The organism is Qipengyuania sp., assembly GCF_964227205.1.
Lineage (GTDB): Bacteria > Pseudomonadota > Alphaproteobacteria > Sphingomonadales > Sphingomonadaceae > Qipengyuania.
The window spans coordinates 287,197-300,609 of the sequence record NZ_CAXQVB010000005.1; the positions used below are offsets into that span (position 1 = coordinate 287,197).

11 protein-coding genes are annotated in these 13,413 nt (G+C 64.6%); 6 read left to right on the forward strand and 5 right to left on the reverse strand.

Translation table 11 applies throughout. The features are described from left to right. Nucleotides 1–12: 12 nt before the first annotated feature. Genes ACEQZ0_RS13060 through crtY form a run of 4 tightly spaced genes read right to left on the reverse strand, consistent with a single transcriptional unit; the run spans nucleotide 13 to nucleotide 4,356 of the window. On the reverse strand, nucleotides 13–999 hold the full coding sequence (locus tag ACEQZ0_RS13060; RefSeq protein WP_370191428.1) for a phytoene/squalene synthase family protein: 987 nt from the start codon (nucleotides 997–999) through the stop codon (nucleotides 13–15). A gap of 32 nt (nucleotides 1,000–1,031) precedes the next feature. Further along, a complete protein-coding gene (locus ACEQZ0_RS13065) occupies nucleotides 1,032–1,613 on the reverse strand; it encodes a TIGR00730 family Rossman fold protein (RefSeq protein ID WP_370191394.1) in 582 nt (193 codons plus the stop codon). An 8-nt stretch (nucleotides 1,614–1,621) separates the two neighbouring features. Further along, nucleotides 1,622–3,172 (reverse strand): phytoene desaturase, encoded by a 1,551-nt coding sequence (locus tag ACEQZ0_RS13070; RefSeq protein ID WP_370191396.1) that lies wholly within the window; start codon nucleotides 3,170–3,172, stop codon nucleotides 1,622–1,624. After that, nucleotides 3,169–4,356 carry a lycopene beta-cyclase CrtY gene (gene crtY / locus ACEQZ0_RS13075; protein ID WP_370191397.1) on the reverse strand — a complete coding sequence of 396 codons (1,188 nt, stop codon included), beginning with the start codon at nucleotides 4,354–4,356 and terminating at the stop codon, nucleotides 3,169–3,171. Before crtY ends, ACEQZ0_RS13070 begins: the two co-directional genes overlap by 4 nt. A gap of 114 nt (nucleotides 4,357–4,470) precedes the next feature. On the opposite strand from crtY, the gene ACEQZ0_RS13080 reads away from it, so the two are divergent. From ACEQZ0_RS13080 to ACEQZ0_RS13105, 6 genes are all read left to right on the forward strand, one after another. Beyond that, nucleotides 4,471–5,322, forward strand: coding sequence for a MipA/OmpV family protein (locus tag ACEQZ0_RS13080; protein WP_370191398.1), 852 nt, complete (start codon nucleotides 4,471–4,473; stop codon nucleotides 5,320–5,322). A 104-nt stretch (nucleotides 5,323–5,426) separates the two neighbouring features. After that, nucleotides 5,427–6,656, forward strand: a complete 1,230-nt coding sequence (locus ACEQZ0_RS13085) for an amidohydrolase family protein (RefSeq protein WP_370191399.1) — start codon at nucleotides 5,427–5,429, stop codon at nucleotides 6,654–6,656. Nucleotides 6,657–6,741: 85 nt separating this feature from the next. After that, the gene (locus tag ACEQZ0_RS13090) at nucleotides 6,742–8,298 is read left to right on the forward strand and encodes a flavin-containing monooxygenase (RefSeq protein ID WP_370191400.1); all 1,557 of its coding nucleotides are present in this window, start codon (nucleotides 6,742–6,744) and stop codon (nucleotides 8,296–8,298) included. Between the two features lie 111 nt (nucleotides 8,299–8,409). After that, nucleotides 8,410–10,233 carry a DUF885 family protein gene (locus ACEQZ0_RS13095; RefSeq protein WP_370191401.1) on the forward strand — a complete coding sequence of 608 codons (1,824 nt, stop codon included), beginning with the start codon at nucleotides 8,410–8,412 and terminating at the stop codon, nucleotides 10,231–10,233. A 101-nt stretch (nucleotides 10,234–10,334) separates the two neighbouring features. Next, nucleotides 10,335–11,510 carry a glycosyltransferase family 87 protein gene (locus ACEQZ0_RS13100; protein WP_370191403.1) on the forward strand — a complete coding sequence of 392 codons (1,176 nt, stop codon included), beginning with the start codon at nucleotides 10,335–10,337 and terminating at the stop codon, nucleotides 11,508–11,510. Between the two features lie 35 nt (nucleotides 11,511–11,545). Then, complete coding sequence (locus ACEQZ0_RS13105) at nucleotides 11,546–11,707, forward strand: hypothetical protein (RefSeq protein ID WP_370191405.1); 162 nt, start codon at nucleotides 11,546–11,548, stop codon at nucleotides 11,705–11,707. Nucleotides 11,708–11,815: 108 nt separating this feature from the next. On the opposite strand, the gene ACEQZ0_RS13110 is transcribed toward ACEQZ0_RS13105, so the two are convergent. Then, a complete protein-coding gene (locus ACEQZ0_RS13110; protein WP_370191407.1) occupies nucleotides 11,816–13,339 on the reverse strand; it encodes an alanine/glycine:cation symporter family protein in 1,524 nt (507 codons plus the stop codon). Between the last annotated feature and the right edge of the window lie 74 nt (nucleotides 13,340–13,413).

Genomic DNA, 13,413 nt, shown 5'->3' on the forward strand with positions numbered 1-13,413 from the left:
ATACGAAGAGCGTTACCAGCCCGCCACCGGCTTGAAATCGTGGCGGCTCCAGAGGATCGGTTCGCGCGGCCCCTTCGGACGATTCCAGATCGCTTCGAAGAAGGCGGCGGTCATGTGCCACAGCTTTTCCAGCCCGCTCACGCGGATCCGCCGGTCCCAGGCGAGTTGTCCGCGGCTGAGTATCTTGCGCCCGATGGCGCCATAGATGCGCGCGGCGGCGAGCACAGCCCAGCGCTGGCGGAAGCGCAGCCGCTTCGTGCCGAGCCTGGCCGCAGCCTCATGCTTTTCCATCAGCGCGATCAGCCGCGGCATCAGCCAGGCGAGCCGGAAGCGGTTTTCGGGCAGGGCATGCTCGCCCTGCTGCCAGCCCATCTCATCCAGCCAGCTCTTGGGCAGATAACAGCGCCCGGCGGCATCGTCCTCGACGATGTCGCGCGCGATATTGGCGAGCTGAAAGGCGAGGCCGAGGTCGCAAGCCCGGTCGAGCGTTTTGCCATCGTCGGGATGCACGCCCATGATTCGCGCCATCATGATGCCGACCGCTCCCGCGACGTGGTAGCAATAGCGCAGCATGTCCTTTTCGGTCTTCGGGCTCCAACGCGTGGCATCGAGCGCGAAGCCGGCGATCACGTCGTTCGCTTCGTCGAGCGTCAGCCCGCATTCGTCGGCGACGAGGCCAAACGCGTCGAAGGCGGCATCGGCTGTCGGCTGTTCCTCGAAGGCCCGCCGGGTCAGGACACGCAAGGCCTGCACCCGGTCCTCGGCATCCTTCGGCGTGCCCTGGTCGCCCAGCGGCCCGCCCTTGTCCTGGTTGTCGGCGATGTCGTCGCAGCGGCGGCACCAGGCATAGAGCAACCAGCTGCGTTCGCGCGTCGCCTTGTCGAACAGCTTTGAGGCTGCCGCGAAGCTGTGCGAGCCCTGTTCGATCGATTCGAGCGATTTCTCGACCAGGATGGCGCGGTCGCGTCCGCCCCCGGCCCGCGCCGGCGTGGGCCGCAGGTAGCGTGAGGGGACGAGGGGGCGCGGCTTGTTCAGAGGTCTGCCGCCTTCATCTGGAAAATCGGCGTATGTGGCTCGTAGCGCATCATCTTGTCGAGCAGCGCGGCGAGCGTCTCGGCATCGAGGATGATGCCCTGGTGCGCCGACCGCACGAAGCCGACATTGGCCATGTGGCGGTTGAAGGCGATCAGGTGGTCGTAGAAGCCGAAGGCGTTCAGCAGGCCGACGGGCTTGGTGTGATAGCCCAGCTGCGCCCAGCTGACGGCTTCCCAAAGCTCGTCCATCGTTCCGACACCGCCGGGGATGGTCACGAAGCCATCCGACAGGTCGGTGAAGCGCTGCTTGCGCTCGTGCATGCCCGATACGGTGTAGAGTTCGGTGCAGTCATGATTGGCGACTTCGGAATTGGCCAGCGCATCGGGGATCACCCCGATCACCTCGCCCCCCGCCTCCAGCGCACCGCGCGCAGTTGCCCCCATCAGGCCCAGGCGGCCACCGCCGTAGACGACGCCGATGCCTCGCTCGGCAAGGCCCTTGCCGACTTCGTAAGCGAGTTGGATATAACGCGGGTCTTCGGGCGAAGCCGAACCGCAATAGACAGCAAGACGTTTCATTGCGCCGCTCATACGGCCAGATCTTCCAGCATCAAGCCCGCAGTCGCCTTCGCGCTGCCGACAACGCCCGGTATGCCGGCGCCCGGATGCGTCCCTGCACCGACGAGGTAGAAATTGTCGAGCACGTCGTCGCGATTGTGTCCGCGGAACCAGGCGCTCTGCGTGAGCAAGGGTTCGAGGCTGAAGGCGCTGCCCATATGCGCGTTGAGGTCCATTGCGAAATCGCGCGGTGCATAGTGGAATTTTGTCACGATGCGCTCTTGCAGGCCGGGTATCAGCCGGTGCTCGAGCTCGTCGAGGATACGTTTCTCCAGCAGCGGCCCCATCTCTTCCCAGTCGAGCGCCAGCTTGCCCATGTGCGCCACGGGGATCAGCGCGTAGAAAGTGCTCATGCCCACTGGCGCCATCGACGGGTCGGTAACCGTCGGGTGGTGCAGGTAGATCGAGAAATCCTGCGGCAGGACGCCGTGGTCGTAGATATCTTCGAGCAGGCCTTTGTAGCGCGGTCCGAACAGGATCGTGTGGTGCGGAATGCCCGGCCAGCTGCCCTCGATCCCGAAATGGACCACAAACAGGCTCGGGCTGAAGCTCTTGCGCGCGAGGCTGCGGGAATAGTCTGCACCGCGCTTCGAGCCGGCGAGCAGGTCCTTGTAGCTGTGCATGATATCGGCATTGCTGGCGATGGCGTCGAAGCGTTCGCGCCAGCCCGAATGCGTTTCCACCTCGGTCACCTGCTTGCCCAGCGTGTGGATGCGCACCACCGGATCGTGCAGGCGGAGGGTCCCGCCGAGCCGCTCGAAATGGCGGACCATTCCGGCGATCAACCGGTTGGTGCCGCCCTTGGCCCACCACACGCCGCCGTCGACCTCGAGCTTGTGGATCAGCGCATAGATGCTGCTGGTCTTCATCGGGTTGCCGCCGACCAGCAGCGTGTGGAAACTCAGCGCCTCGCGCAGCTTCTCGTTTTCGACATAGCTCGAGACCATCGAGTAGACGCTGCGCCACGCCTGCTGCTTCGCGAGCGCGGGCGCGGCCTTGAGCATCGACTTGAAGTCGAGGAAGGGTACGTGGCCCAGCTTGACGTAGCCTTCCTGATAGACGGCTTCGGAATATTCGAGGAAGCGCTGGTAGCCCGCGACATCGGCCGGATTGAGCTGCGCGATCTCGCGGAACAGCTGCTCTTCGTCGTTCGAATAGTCGAATTGCGTGCCGTCGGGCCAGGCGAGACGGTAGAAGGGCATCACCGGCATCAGTTCGACATCCTTGGCGATGTCGTGGCCCGAGAGCGCCCACAATTCCTTCAGGCAGTCGGGATCGGTAATGACGGTCGGTCCGGCATCGAAGGTGAAGCCGTCCCTTTCCCAGAAATAGGCGCGACCGCCGGGCTTGTCGCGCGCCTCGACCACAGTGGTGCGGATGCCCGCCGACTGCAACCGAATGGCGAGCGCCAGGCCGCCGAAGCCTGCTCCGATCACGCAGGCGCTCTTGCCGCCCGCGGAAGGTCTGTCGGGCGTGGTCGCGTCGCTCGGGGTAACGGGAGTAGTCGTCTCGGCGTTCATTGCGACCTTTCATGGACCAGCGGGCTGCCCTTGCCAAGCAGTGCCCGGACCGCGGCGGACACAGCTACGGGCGGCTTGCCCGAAAGGATGCGCAGCCGGTCGGCGGTGGACGAACGGCCGGCGTAGAAACGCTCGATCAGCGGCTCGCGCAGGCGATAGAAGCGCTCGAACACCCGGTATCGTTCCTCGGGCCGGGCCGCGTCGAACAGCATGCGGCCGAGGCGGCGGTAGAAGCGTGTGGCGCGCCAGTGGTCGCGGGCGCGCTGCTCGAACAGGGTGGCGAGCTCGTCGCCCGGAAGGCGAGCATGGCGCGCGAGCTCCAGCGCATTCGCGACGGCGAAGGGAAGCGTGTAGCTGGTCAACGGATGGGTGAACCCGGCGCGCGCGCCGCTGCGCACGATACCCGGCTCCCCGAGGCTGGCATGATAGGCAGCCAAATCGCCCCCGGTGATGACGGGCAGTACGCCGGTTTCGCTCCCGATGGTTTCGCCCTGCCAGCCCATCGCCGCGCAATAGCGATCGATCCGTTGCGAAAGCGCCTCGCGGTCGAGCAGCGGACTGTCGGTGTAGTAGGTATCTTCGACGAAGATCTCATCGGCGCCGAGCGGCAAGGAGTAGACGAAGCGATAGGCATCGTGCTGGCGTACGCGCGCATCCATCACGATCGGGCGGGTGCGACCATGCGGGCCGCGGGTCCGCAGATGGCGGCCCATGAACACCTGCCAGCCGCCGCGTAGATGCGCCGAAGGTTCGAACTCGCGGCAGTCGACCACCACGCGGGCCGCGACATGTTCGCCACTCTCCAGCGTCACGCCGTCGCGCGACAGCCGTGCCACCCGGCTGCGCGTGTGGATTGCCTCTGGCGGCAAGGCGCGCCGCAATGCGGCGTCGAAATCGCGACTGGCAAGCGAACGGTAGCCGGTCCCCAGCGTCCGCTCGTGACCAGGGAAGGCAACATCGTAGCCGCGCTTCCATTCGGTCTGGCGGAACGGCGACAGCAATTCAGCGCCTGCGCGATCCAGATCGCTGGAAAACCAGCTCCAGCGGTGGTTGCCGCCCAGCGTCTCGCCTGTGTCGAACAGGGCAATCCGCATCTCGGGATGCGCGCGGTGGACGGCCAGCGCCGACAATCCGCCCGCCAGTCCCCCGCCGACCACCGCCAAATCTGTCGCGCGCCCGTTCATCGGGGCAGGGCTTAAGCGCGATGCAGGGCCGCGGCAATCGTCTTGGCCCGCGCGTTCGGGAACGCCCGAATGCGACAGGGGTTGGACAACAAACAGGGAACTGAGGGAAATCCGATGAAAACCATCTCCGCCATCGCGCTTGGCTTCGCGTTCGCCGCCGCTACACCTCTAACGGCCCAGGAGGCGGGCGACAGCGATACGGCGCGCGAAGCTTACGAAGGATCGGTTTTCGATGGCGACTGGCTGAGCATCGGCGCGGGCGCGGTCTATTCCCCCAGCTACAAGGGCTCGGACGACCACGTCGTCTCGCCGCTGCCGATCATCCAGGGCAGCCTCGGCGGAGTCGGCATCAATCCGCGTCCGGGCGGGGTGGCGCTCGATTTCATTCCCGATGCCGATGGCAAAGTCGCCTTCGCTGCCGGGGTTGCGGCCAAGCTCAATCGCAACCGCGCGACGCAGATCGAGGATCCGGTGGTGGAGAGCTACGGCGAACTCGATACGGCATTCGAGGTCGGGCCGAGCGCCGGGGTCAGCTTTCCCGGATTGCTCAACCCTTACGACAGCCTCAGCTTCAATCTCGATGCTCTGTGGGATGTCGCGGGGGCCCATGACGGCATGACGGTGACCCCGACCGTGACCTATTTCACCCCGGTCAGCCGTGGCGCGGCGATCTCGCTCTCGCTCGGTGCGACGCATGTCGATGACGACTATGCCGCTTATTATTACTCGGTACCCGCCGGTGGGGCGCTGCCTGCCTTCCAGGCGCAGGGCGGCTTCGAAAGCGCAGGCGTCAACCTGCTCGGCGCGATCGACCTAGACGGCGATCTCGCCAATGGCGGCCTCGCCCTGATCGTTCTCGGCGGCTATTCGCGCATGCTGGGCGATGCCAAGCGCTCGCCCTTCACCTCGATCAGGGGAGATGCCGACCAGTGGATGGGCGCGCTGGGGATCGGCTACACCTTCTAGGGACACGGCTTTCGCTTGCCCTTGGTGGCGGAGACAGGCATCTCTCGCCGAAAGGGAGAGATACCATCAAATTCACCATCATTTCCGCGCTCGCGGCCGCGCTTGTGGCCACGCCTGCGCTGGCCGACACCACCATAATCCACGCCGACGGCGTCATCGTCGATGCCGACAGCGCTCCGCGGGGCAAGTCGACCGTGACCGTCACCGACGGGCGGATCGTCAGTATCGAAGACGGGTTCACCGGCGTGCCCGAAGGCGCGACCATGGTGCATCTCGCGGGCAAGATCCTGGCGCCCGGTATGATCGACCTCCATGTACACCTGACCGGCGATCCGGGTGGCGATTTCTGGAAAGGCGCGGTCGAACCGGACGAATGGGGTGTGGTGGTCGGTGCCAAGAATGCAAGGATCACCGCGCTGGCAGGCTTCACCACGGTGCGCGAAGCGGGCAGCGGGCCCGAAACCGCCTTCGCGCTGCGCCGCGGGACGGCGGAGGGCTTCATAGCCGGCCCGCGGATCATCGCGGCGGGCGTGCCCTTGGCGATCATCGGCGGCCACGGCGACGTCAACGGCTTCCGTCCCGAGGTCAACGAAGTGCTCGACACCGGCTTTACCTGCACCGGCGCGGTAGAATGTGCCGAGAAGGTCCGCCTCGCCAGCCAGAACGGGTCCGATGTCATCAAGATCACCGCGACTGGCGGTGTGCTGAGCCAGCAAGGGCGCGGGCTCGAGGCGCATTTCACCGATGCCGAAATGAAGAGCATCGCCGATACCGCCCACTCGCTCGGCCTCAAGGTGATGGCCCATGCCCATGGCGCGCGCGGGATCGAGGCGGCGAGCCGCGCGGGCATCGATACGATCGAGCACGGCACCTTTCTCGACGAAGCAGCTGCGCGCGAGATGAAGAAGAACGGTACCGTGCTGGTCCCGACGCTGATGGCCTTCAAGGGTGTGACCGAGCGGCTCGGCAAGGGCGTCTATACGCCGGTGGTCGAAGCCAAGATCGGGGCGGTGGCCGACACCGCCCGCGTGTTCATGGGCAAGGCGCTGCGCTGGGGCGTGCCGATCGCCTTCGGCACCGATGCCGGGGTTTTCGGCCACGGGCGCAATGCCGGCGAGTTCGCGCTGATGGTCGCTCAGGGCATGACTCCGCGGCAGGCCTTTGCCAGTGCGACCACAACAGCGGCCAAGGTCCTCGACATGGAAGGCGAGATCGGCCGCATCGCGCCCGGCTATTCGGCGGACATCATCGCTGTCGATGCCAATCCGCTCGACGACATCTCCACGCTGGAGAAGGTCGAATGGGTCATGGTTCGTGGCCGGGTGATCGAATAACCGCGGCCCACGGGGCGATTTGACGCGGATCAATGCAGGGTCGTGCTCTCAGGTGTGATAAACACCGCCGTGAGAGGAGAGGCGAATGAATGCTGTCGGTGCGATCGAGGGCGATCCAGCGGCCACCCATGTGGACGTGCTGATCGTCGGAGCGGGGATTTCGGGGGTGGGTTCAGCCTATCACCTGCAGCAGCAATGCCCCTGGGCGAGTTATGCGATCCTAGAGATGAAGGACACCTTCGGGGGCACGTGGGATACGCATAAATATCCCGGTGTGCGCTCGGACAGCGACCTCTACACTTTCGGCTACCGCTTCAAACCATGGGTCGGCGCGCCGATCGCGAGCGCCGAGGAAATCCTTAAATACATGGGCGAGGTTATCGATGAGAACGGGATCGGCGAGCACATCCGCTACGGCCACCGGATCACCTCCTGCGCCTATTCGCGCGACACCGGCCTGTGGACCGTCGCCGCGACCCGGCCCTCCGATGGAATCGAGCTGACCTTCACCTGCCATTTCCTGTGGATGTGCCAGGGCTATTACGACCACGAGAACCCCTATCTCCCGTCCGAATGGCAGGAGAAAGGACTGAGCGGTTTCAAGGGCGATTTCGTCCACGCGCAGAAGTGGGACCCCGATTACGATTATGCCGGCAAGCGTGTTCTGGTGATCGGTTCGGGTGCGACCGCGGCCACAGTGGTCCCGGCCTTCGCCGAAAAGGCGGCGCATGTGACCATGCTCCAGCGATCGCCGACCTATTTCTTCTGCAGCGAGAACAAGAACGAACTGGCTGATCGCCTGCGCGAAATCGGGGTCGACGAGCCGACCGTGCACCGCATCGTGCGGCAGCAGATCATGTACGATCAGGACCAGCTTACCCGTCGGTGCCGAGAAGAACCCGAAGTGGTGTTCGAGGAACTGAAGGAACTCGTGCGCGCTTTCACCGGCAAGCCCGATTTCGAATTCGAGCCGCATTTCACGCCCAAATATCGCGTCTGGCAACAGAGGCTGGCCTTCTGCCCCGAAGGTGACGTGTTCAAGGCAGCGGTCGGGGGCAAGCTGACCGTGGTGACCGACACGATCGACCGTTTCACCGAAAAAGGTGTCAGGACCGCCTCGGGCGCGGAGATCGAAGCCGACCTTATCGTCGCCTGCACCGGCTTCAACCTGCTCGTGATGGGCGGCATTCCTTTTACCGTAGACGGCGAAGCTGTCGATTGGGCCGATACCGTTACCTATCGCGGGATGATGTTCACCGGCGTGCCCAATATGGCCTGGGTGATGGGCTATTTCCGCGCCAGCTGGACGCTGCGGGTCGACATGATGGGCGATTTCGTCTGCGGCCTGCTCAACCATATGCGAGAGCACGGCGTGGACCGGGTCGAGGTAAAGTTCCGTGCCGAAGACGAAGGCATGGACATCCTGCCGTGGATCGAGAGCGAGAATTTCAACCCTGGCTATCTCATGCGGGGGCTCGATACGATGCCTCGGCGGGGCGGCAAGGCCGAATGGCGGCACAACCAGGATTACTGGCGCGAGCGCGAGGAAATTCCGGCGATTTCCTATGATGCCCCGGAATTCGCCTATTCGGGCGATCGCCCGATCGGCGCGCGCCGGCGCGAGGACACGATCGCCGCCTGACCAGCGGGAATGACGCCGGTCGAGCGGCATGGCACGGTCATGGGAGGGCGCCTTGCTCTCGACTGCGAGACCTGTATTGCCGGTGTAATACGCAATACAGGGGATATTCGCATGAAACTGGTTCGCCACGCCTTCGCTTCGGGTGCCGCTCTCGCGCTCGTCCTTGCCTCCGGGCCGGCGCTGGCACGCGATCACCACGAAGCCAAGGACGCTACCGCGCAGGCGAGCGAGCATGACAAGCTGTTCGCCCTGTTCGAGGATGCCGACCAGCGCAGCCTGCAACTCAACCCGCTGGGGCGCCTGTTCCGCGGCGACGACAAGGATGCCGACCGGCTGGGCGATTTCCTGACCGATGCCTCCTTCTATGCGAGCCGCCTCGACACGCAGCTCAATCTCGCAAAGCTGGAACTGATCGACCGCAGCAAGCTGAGCGAAACCGACCAGCTTGCCTATGACGTCTTCAAATATCAGGAAGAAACCTCGCTCCGCGGCCAGACCGACGAGATCCGGGCGCTCACCGAGGTGCGACCGGTGAACCATTTTTCGGGATTCCACACCTTCTATCCCACCTTCGCCAGCGGCGATTCGGCGGCCCAGTTCAAGACGCTGGCGAATTACGAGGACAACCTCTCGCGTCACGACGATTACATCGCCATCTCGGGCCGCGCGATCGAGAAGTTCCGCGAGGGCATGGAAAGCGGCGTCCTCGAGACTAGTCTGACCATCGGCAATGTGATCGAACAGTTCGACACCATGCTGGCGATCCCGATTGCGGATTCGCAATACATGAAGCCAGTCAAGAACTTCCCCGAGGATTTCTCGGAAGAAGACAAGGCGCGGCTGGCCGCGGCCTATGAGGAGAAGACGAAGCAGATCTATGCAGCGGATGCGCGCATGCGCGATTTCCTGCGCGACGAATACCTGCCTGTGGCGCGCAAGAGTGTCGGCCTCAGCCAGATGAAGGGCGGCGAGGAGCTCTATGCCCAGATGATCGAACAGACGACTACCTTGCCGCTGACCGCCGATTACCTGCACAATCTCGGCCTCAGCGAAGTGGCGCGGATCAAGAACGACATCGAGGCAATCAAGCGAGAGGTCGGCTTCACCGGCACGCTCAACGAATTCTTCGACTACGTGCGCACCGACGAGCAATTTAAACCCGAAAGCCGCGAAGCGCTGACGCAGAGCTATTACGATATCGGTAAGCAAGTCGACGAGAAGATCGGCGACTACTTCAGCCTCGTTCCTAAGACCCCCCTCGAGATCAAGCCCTATGATCCGTCGATCGAACAGTTCGAGGCGGGTGGGTCATACCAGTCGGGGGCACCTGACGGGTCGCGTCCGGGGACCTTCTATTTCAATGCCTATGACCTGCCGAGCCGCCTGACGACCGGCAATGTCACGCTCTATCTCCACGAAGGCGCGCCGGGCCACCACTTCCAGATCAGCCTTGCGCGCGAGAACGACAAGCTGCCTGCCTTCATGCGTTTCGGCGGCAACACCGCCTATGTCGAGGGCTGGGCGCTGTATTCGGAGACGCTGGGCTACGAGATGGGCTTTTTCGAAGATCCGTGGAACCGTTACGGCACGCTGCAGGACGAACAGCTGCGGGCCATGCGCTTGGTGGTCGACACGGGTCTCCACGCCAAGGGTTGGACGCGCGAGCAGGCCATCGACTTCATGCTCGCAAATTCGGGCATGACCCGGACCGAGGTGGTGGCCGAGGTCGAACGCTATATCGCCATCCCCTCGCAGGCGCTGGCCTACAAGGTCGGTGCGCTCAAGATCCAGGAATTGCGCAAAAAGGCCGAAGCGCGGCTGGGCGCTGATTTCGATATTCGCGAGTTCCACGCCCAGGTGCTCGACACGGGCAGCCTGCCGCTGCCGGTGCTCGAGGCGAAGATCGATCGCTGGATCGCCTCCAAGACCGCGTGAACCAGGGCGCGGGCGGGGATTGCCGCCTGGCTCAACTGGCTAGCGCGAGTTCGGCGCGCTACCCCTTTGCTCGATTGGCTGCGAGGGGAGGGTACCCGCCGATGGATTGGCTGCGCCGGGCAGACTGGCTGACGCGCGAGCGGGTGCGCGGCTATGCGCTGTTGCTCGCGGTCGCCAGCCTCGCGTTGCTCGCCAATTCCTATATCAAGGCGATGGGCCCGGACGGCAGCGATTTCCTGGCCTTTTGGGGGGCGGGAAAGGCGACCGCCGCGGGCAATCCGGCTGCGGCCTACGATCTCGCAGTGCAGCAGCACATCCAGACCGCGACAGGGAGCGAAGGCTGGTTCGCTTTCGTCAATCCGCCTCCTTTCCTTTTCGTCGTCGCGCCGCTGGGCCTGCTGCCCTTCGCGCTCGCCTGGATCGTCTGGGTCGCGGGGACCTGGGGATTTTGGGCCTGGGCCGGCATTCGCGCCTTTCCCCGCCTGTGGCCGCTCGTCATTGCCTATCCGGGCGCCTTGATCGCCGCCGGGCACGGCCAGACCGGCTTGCTGACGGGCGCCTTGCTCATCGTCGCTGCCGACCGGCTTGAAAAGCAGCCGGGACTGGCGGGGGCCGCGATCGGCGCGCTGGTGATCAAGCCGCATCTGGCGGTGCTTGCGCCGGTGTGGTTCGCTGCCGGCTCGCGCTGGCGCGCCTTCCTCGTCGCGGCTGGCATGGCCGTCGGGCTTCTTGCGCTGTCCTGGCTGATCTTCGGCAGTGCAACGCTGGCCGCCTATACGAGCAGTTGGCAGGCGAGCGGGATGCTGATGGAAGGGAGCAATCCCGATTTCCTCCTGCGAATGACCACCTTTTTCGCGCAGGCCCGCTTGCTCGGCGGAGAGGGTGCCGGGCTGGTGGCGGGCTTGCTTTCGGCGCTGGTGGCGCTGGCCGCTGTAGCGCTTGCCCACCGGCGCTTTGCCGGCGATCCACGCGGCGTCGGCGCGGCGGTCCTGGCGGCGAGCGCACTCGCCTCGCCCTATCTGTTCAATTACGACCTGCCCTTCCTGCTGTTTCCCACGCTGTGGCTGGTCGAGCAGGGGCTGGCGCGCGGTTTCCGCGACTTCGAAAAACTGGTCCTGGTGGTGCTGTGGTTCGCTCCCTATGCGACGCGGGCCCTGGCATTTTCGCTCGGGATCAACCCGATGCCGCTCGCGGCACTGGTGTTGCTGGCGATGGTCTGGACCCGCGCCGAATCGCATCGTGCGCGCAACCGGACGGGAACCGGATCGGGCCCTTAGGGATTTTACGCAACAGGACGGTGGGAAGACCATTCATGGAGACAACCATGTCGAGCTTGTCCTTCCGCAGCAGCCGCCCCGACCGCTGGGTGCAGCCCAAGCCCTATAGCGACAGCTCGTTGCGCTATCAGGCGCACGGGCGGATCCAGCCCATGGAAGAGCCCGGTTTCCTTGCGCGGCTATTCGGCCTGCGCTGAGGTATTGCCGCCGGCGAGACGCTGGACGCTGCAGAGAAAGAACAGGGGCCGGATGTCATAGCGACGTCCGGCCCCCTTCTTGTTGTGCAGGTGTAGACCCGAACCCGGTCAGTATTCCTCGGGTTCTTCGGGAGTTTCGGCGTTATGTGTGGGCCCGGCCGTCCGGTCGCCCCGCGCGAGCGCGAAGACGACGCCGCTGAGCAGGGCCAGCGCCAGCAGATTGGGCAGGGCCATGGCGGCGTTGGAGATATCGCCCAGGCGCCAGACCAGCTCGCTCGGTTGCGCGGCGCCGATGAAGATCACCACGCACCACAGCACGCGCCACGCCATGTGCAACTTTTTCTCGCCTGCGCGGGTCGATCCCTTGACCCGATCGTAGAGGAAGGTGATCGCACGTTCGCCGTAATAGCTCCACGTCAGCAGCGTGGTGAACACGAACAGGATCAGCGCGATCGAGGCGATCAGCGTTCCCAGAGGGACCGTGCCGATCTCGAACGGGAAGGCCGCGGCAAAGGCACCGCTGGTCATCTCGAAGCCGACACGGTCCGATTGCCACACATGGATCACCGGCTGGCCATTTGAGGTGAAATTGCCCTCCACCGTCAGGATGACGAGGGCGGTCATGGTGCAGATGACGATCGTGTCGATGAAGGTTCCGAGCATCGCCATGCGGCCCTGCTGCTCGGGATCGTCGGTCTGCGCGACCGCGTGCGCGATCGGGGTCGAACCCTGGCCGGCCTCGTTCGAGAACAGGCCGCGTGCCACGCCTGCGCGGATCGCCATGATGATCGCCGCGCCGGTGAAGCCGCCGACCGCGCTCTGCGGATTGAAGGCACCGTGGAAGATCAGTCCGAAGGTCTCGCCCAGATCCTGGAAATTGAGCACCAGCGCAATCAGCGCCATGACGATATAGGTCGCTGCCATGAATGGCACGACCTTTTCGGCGACATTGCCGATCGACTTGATTCCGCCGATTATGACGATGAACACAACCGCAGCGGTCAGCAGGCCGCCGATCCATTCGGGAATGCCGAACAGTTCGTTCATCCCGTCGGCCATCGCATTGGCCTGGATCGAATTGCCCGTAACGAGACCGGAGAACAGCGTGCCCAGCGCGAATACCACCGCCAGCCAGGTCCACTTCGGGCCGAGCCCCATGAGGATGTAGGTCATCGGGCCGCCGCGCTTGACCCCGTCGCTGGTCGTCTCGCGATAGCGGATCGCGAGGCTGCCCTCGGCGAAGGCGAGCGCCATGCCGAACAGGGCGGTGATCCACATCCAGAAGATCGCCCCCGGTCCGCCGAGCGCGATCGCGGTGGCGACCCCGGCGAGATTGCCCGTTCCGACCTGGCCCGAAAGGGCCGTGGAGAGCGCGGCGAAGGGCGAGATTTCGCCTTCGCCCGCCTGCTTGCGGCCCGCGAAGAGCCCCTTCACCGCGCTGCCGAAGCGCGTGATCGGATAGAATTTCAGGCCGACCATGAACCACAGCCCGACGCCGAGCAGGACGACGGCCAGCGGTGGGATCGGAATGATGCTTTCGCCATTCCAGGTCCCGCCCCAGATGAAGTCGGAAATATTGGTGACCGGTTGAATCAGTCGTTCGCCCAGGCTGGCTGGTTCGGCTGAAGACATTATGGATTTTCCCTCATGCGACCCGGATGGGTGGATCGCGGCGAAGGCTAGTGCCGCGGGCTCGGCTTGGGAAG

Excerpts from the sequence above, each read along its gene's own strand:
- ACEQZ0_RS13065 (WP_370191394.1), bottom strand. The coding sequence starts at position 1,613 with ATGAAACGTCTTGCTGTCTATTGCGGTTCGGCTTCGCCCGAAGACCCG.
- ACEQZ0_RS13070 (WP_370191396.1), bottom strand. The coding sequence starts at position 3,172 with ATGAACGCCGAGACGACTACTCCCGTTACCCCGAGCGACGCGACCACG.
- crtY (WP_370191397.1), bottom strand. The coding sequence starts at position 4,356 with ATGAACGGGCGCGCGACAGATTTGGCGGTGGTCGGCGGGGGACTGGCG.
- ACEQZ0_RS13080 (WP_370191398.1), top strand. The coding sequence starts at position 4,471 with ATGAAAACCATCTCCGCCATCGCGCTTGGCTTCGCGTTCGCCGCCGCT.
- ACEQZ0_RS13090 (WP_370191400.1), top strand. The coding sequence starts at position 6,742 with ATGAATGCTGTCGGTGCGATCGAGGGCGATCCAGCGGCCACCCATGTG.
- ACEQZ0_RS13095 (WP_370191401.1), top strand. The coding sequence starts at position 8,410 with ATGAAACTGGTTCGCCACGCCTTCGCTTCGGGTGCCGCTCTCGCGCTC.
- ACEQZ0_RS13100 (WP_370191403.1), top strand. The coding sequence starts at position 10,335 with ATGGATTGGCTGCGCCGGGCAGACTGGCTGACGCGCGAGCGGGTGCGC.
- ACEQZ0_RS13105 (WP_370191405.1), top strand. The coding sequence starts at position 11,546 with ATGGAGACAACCATGTCGAGCTTGTCCTTCCGCAGCAGCCGCCCCGAC.
- ACEQZ0_RS13110 (WP_370191407.1), bottom strand. The coding sequence starts at position 13,339 with ATGTCTTCAGCCGAACCAGCCAGCCTGGGCGAACGACTGATTCAACCG.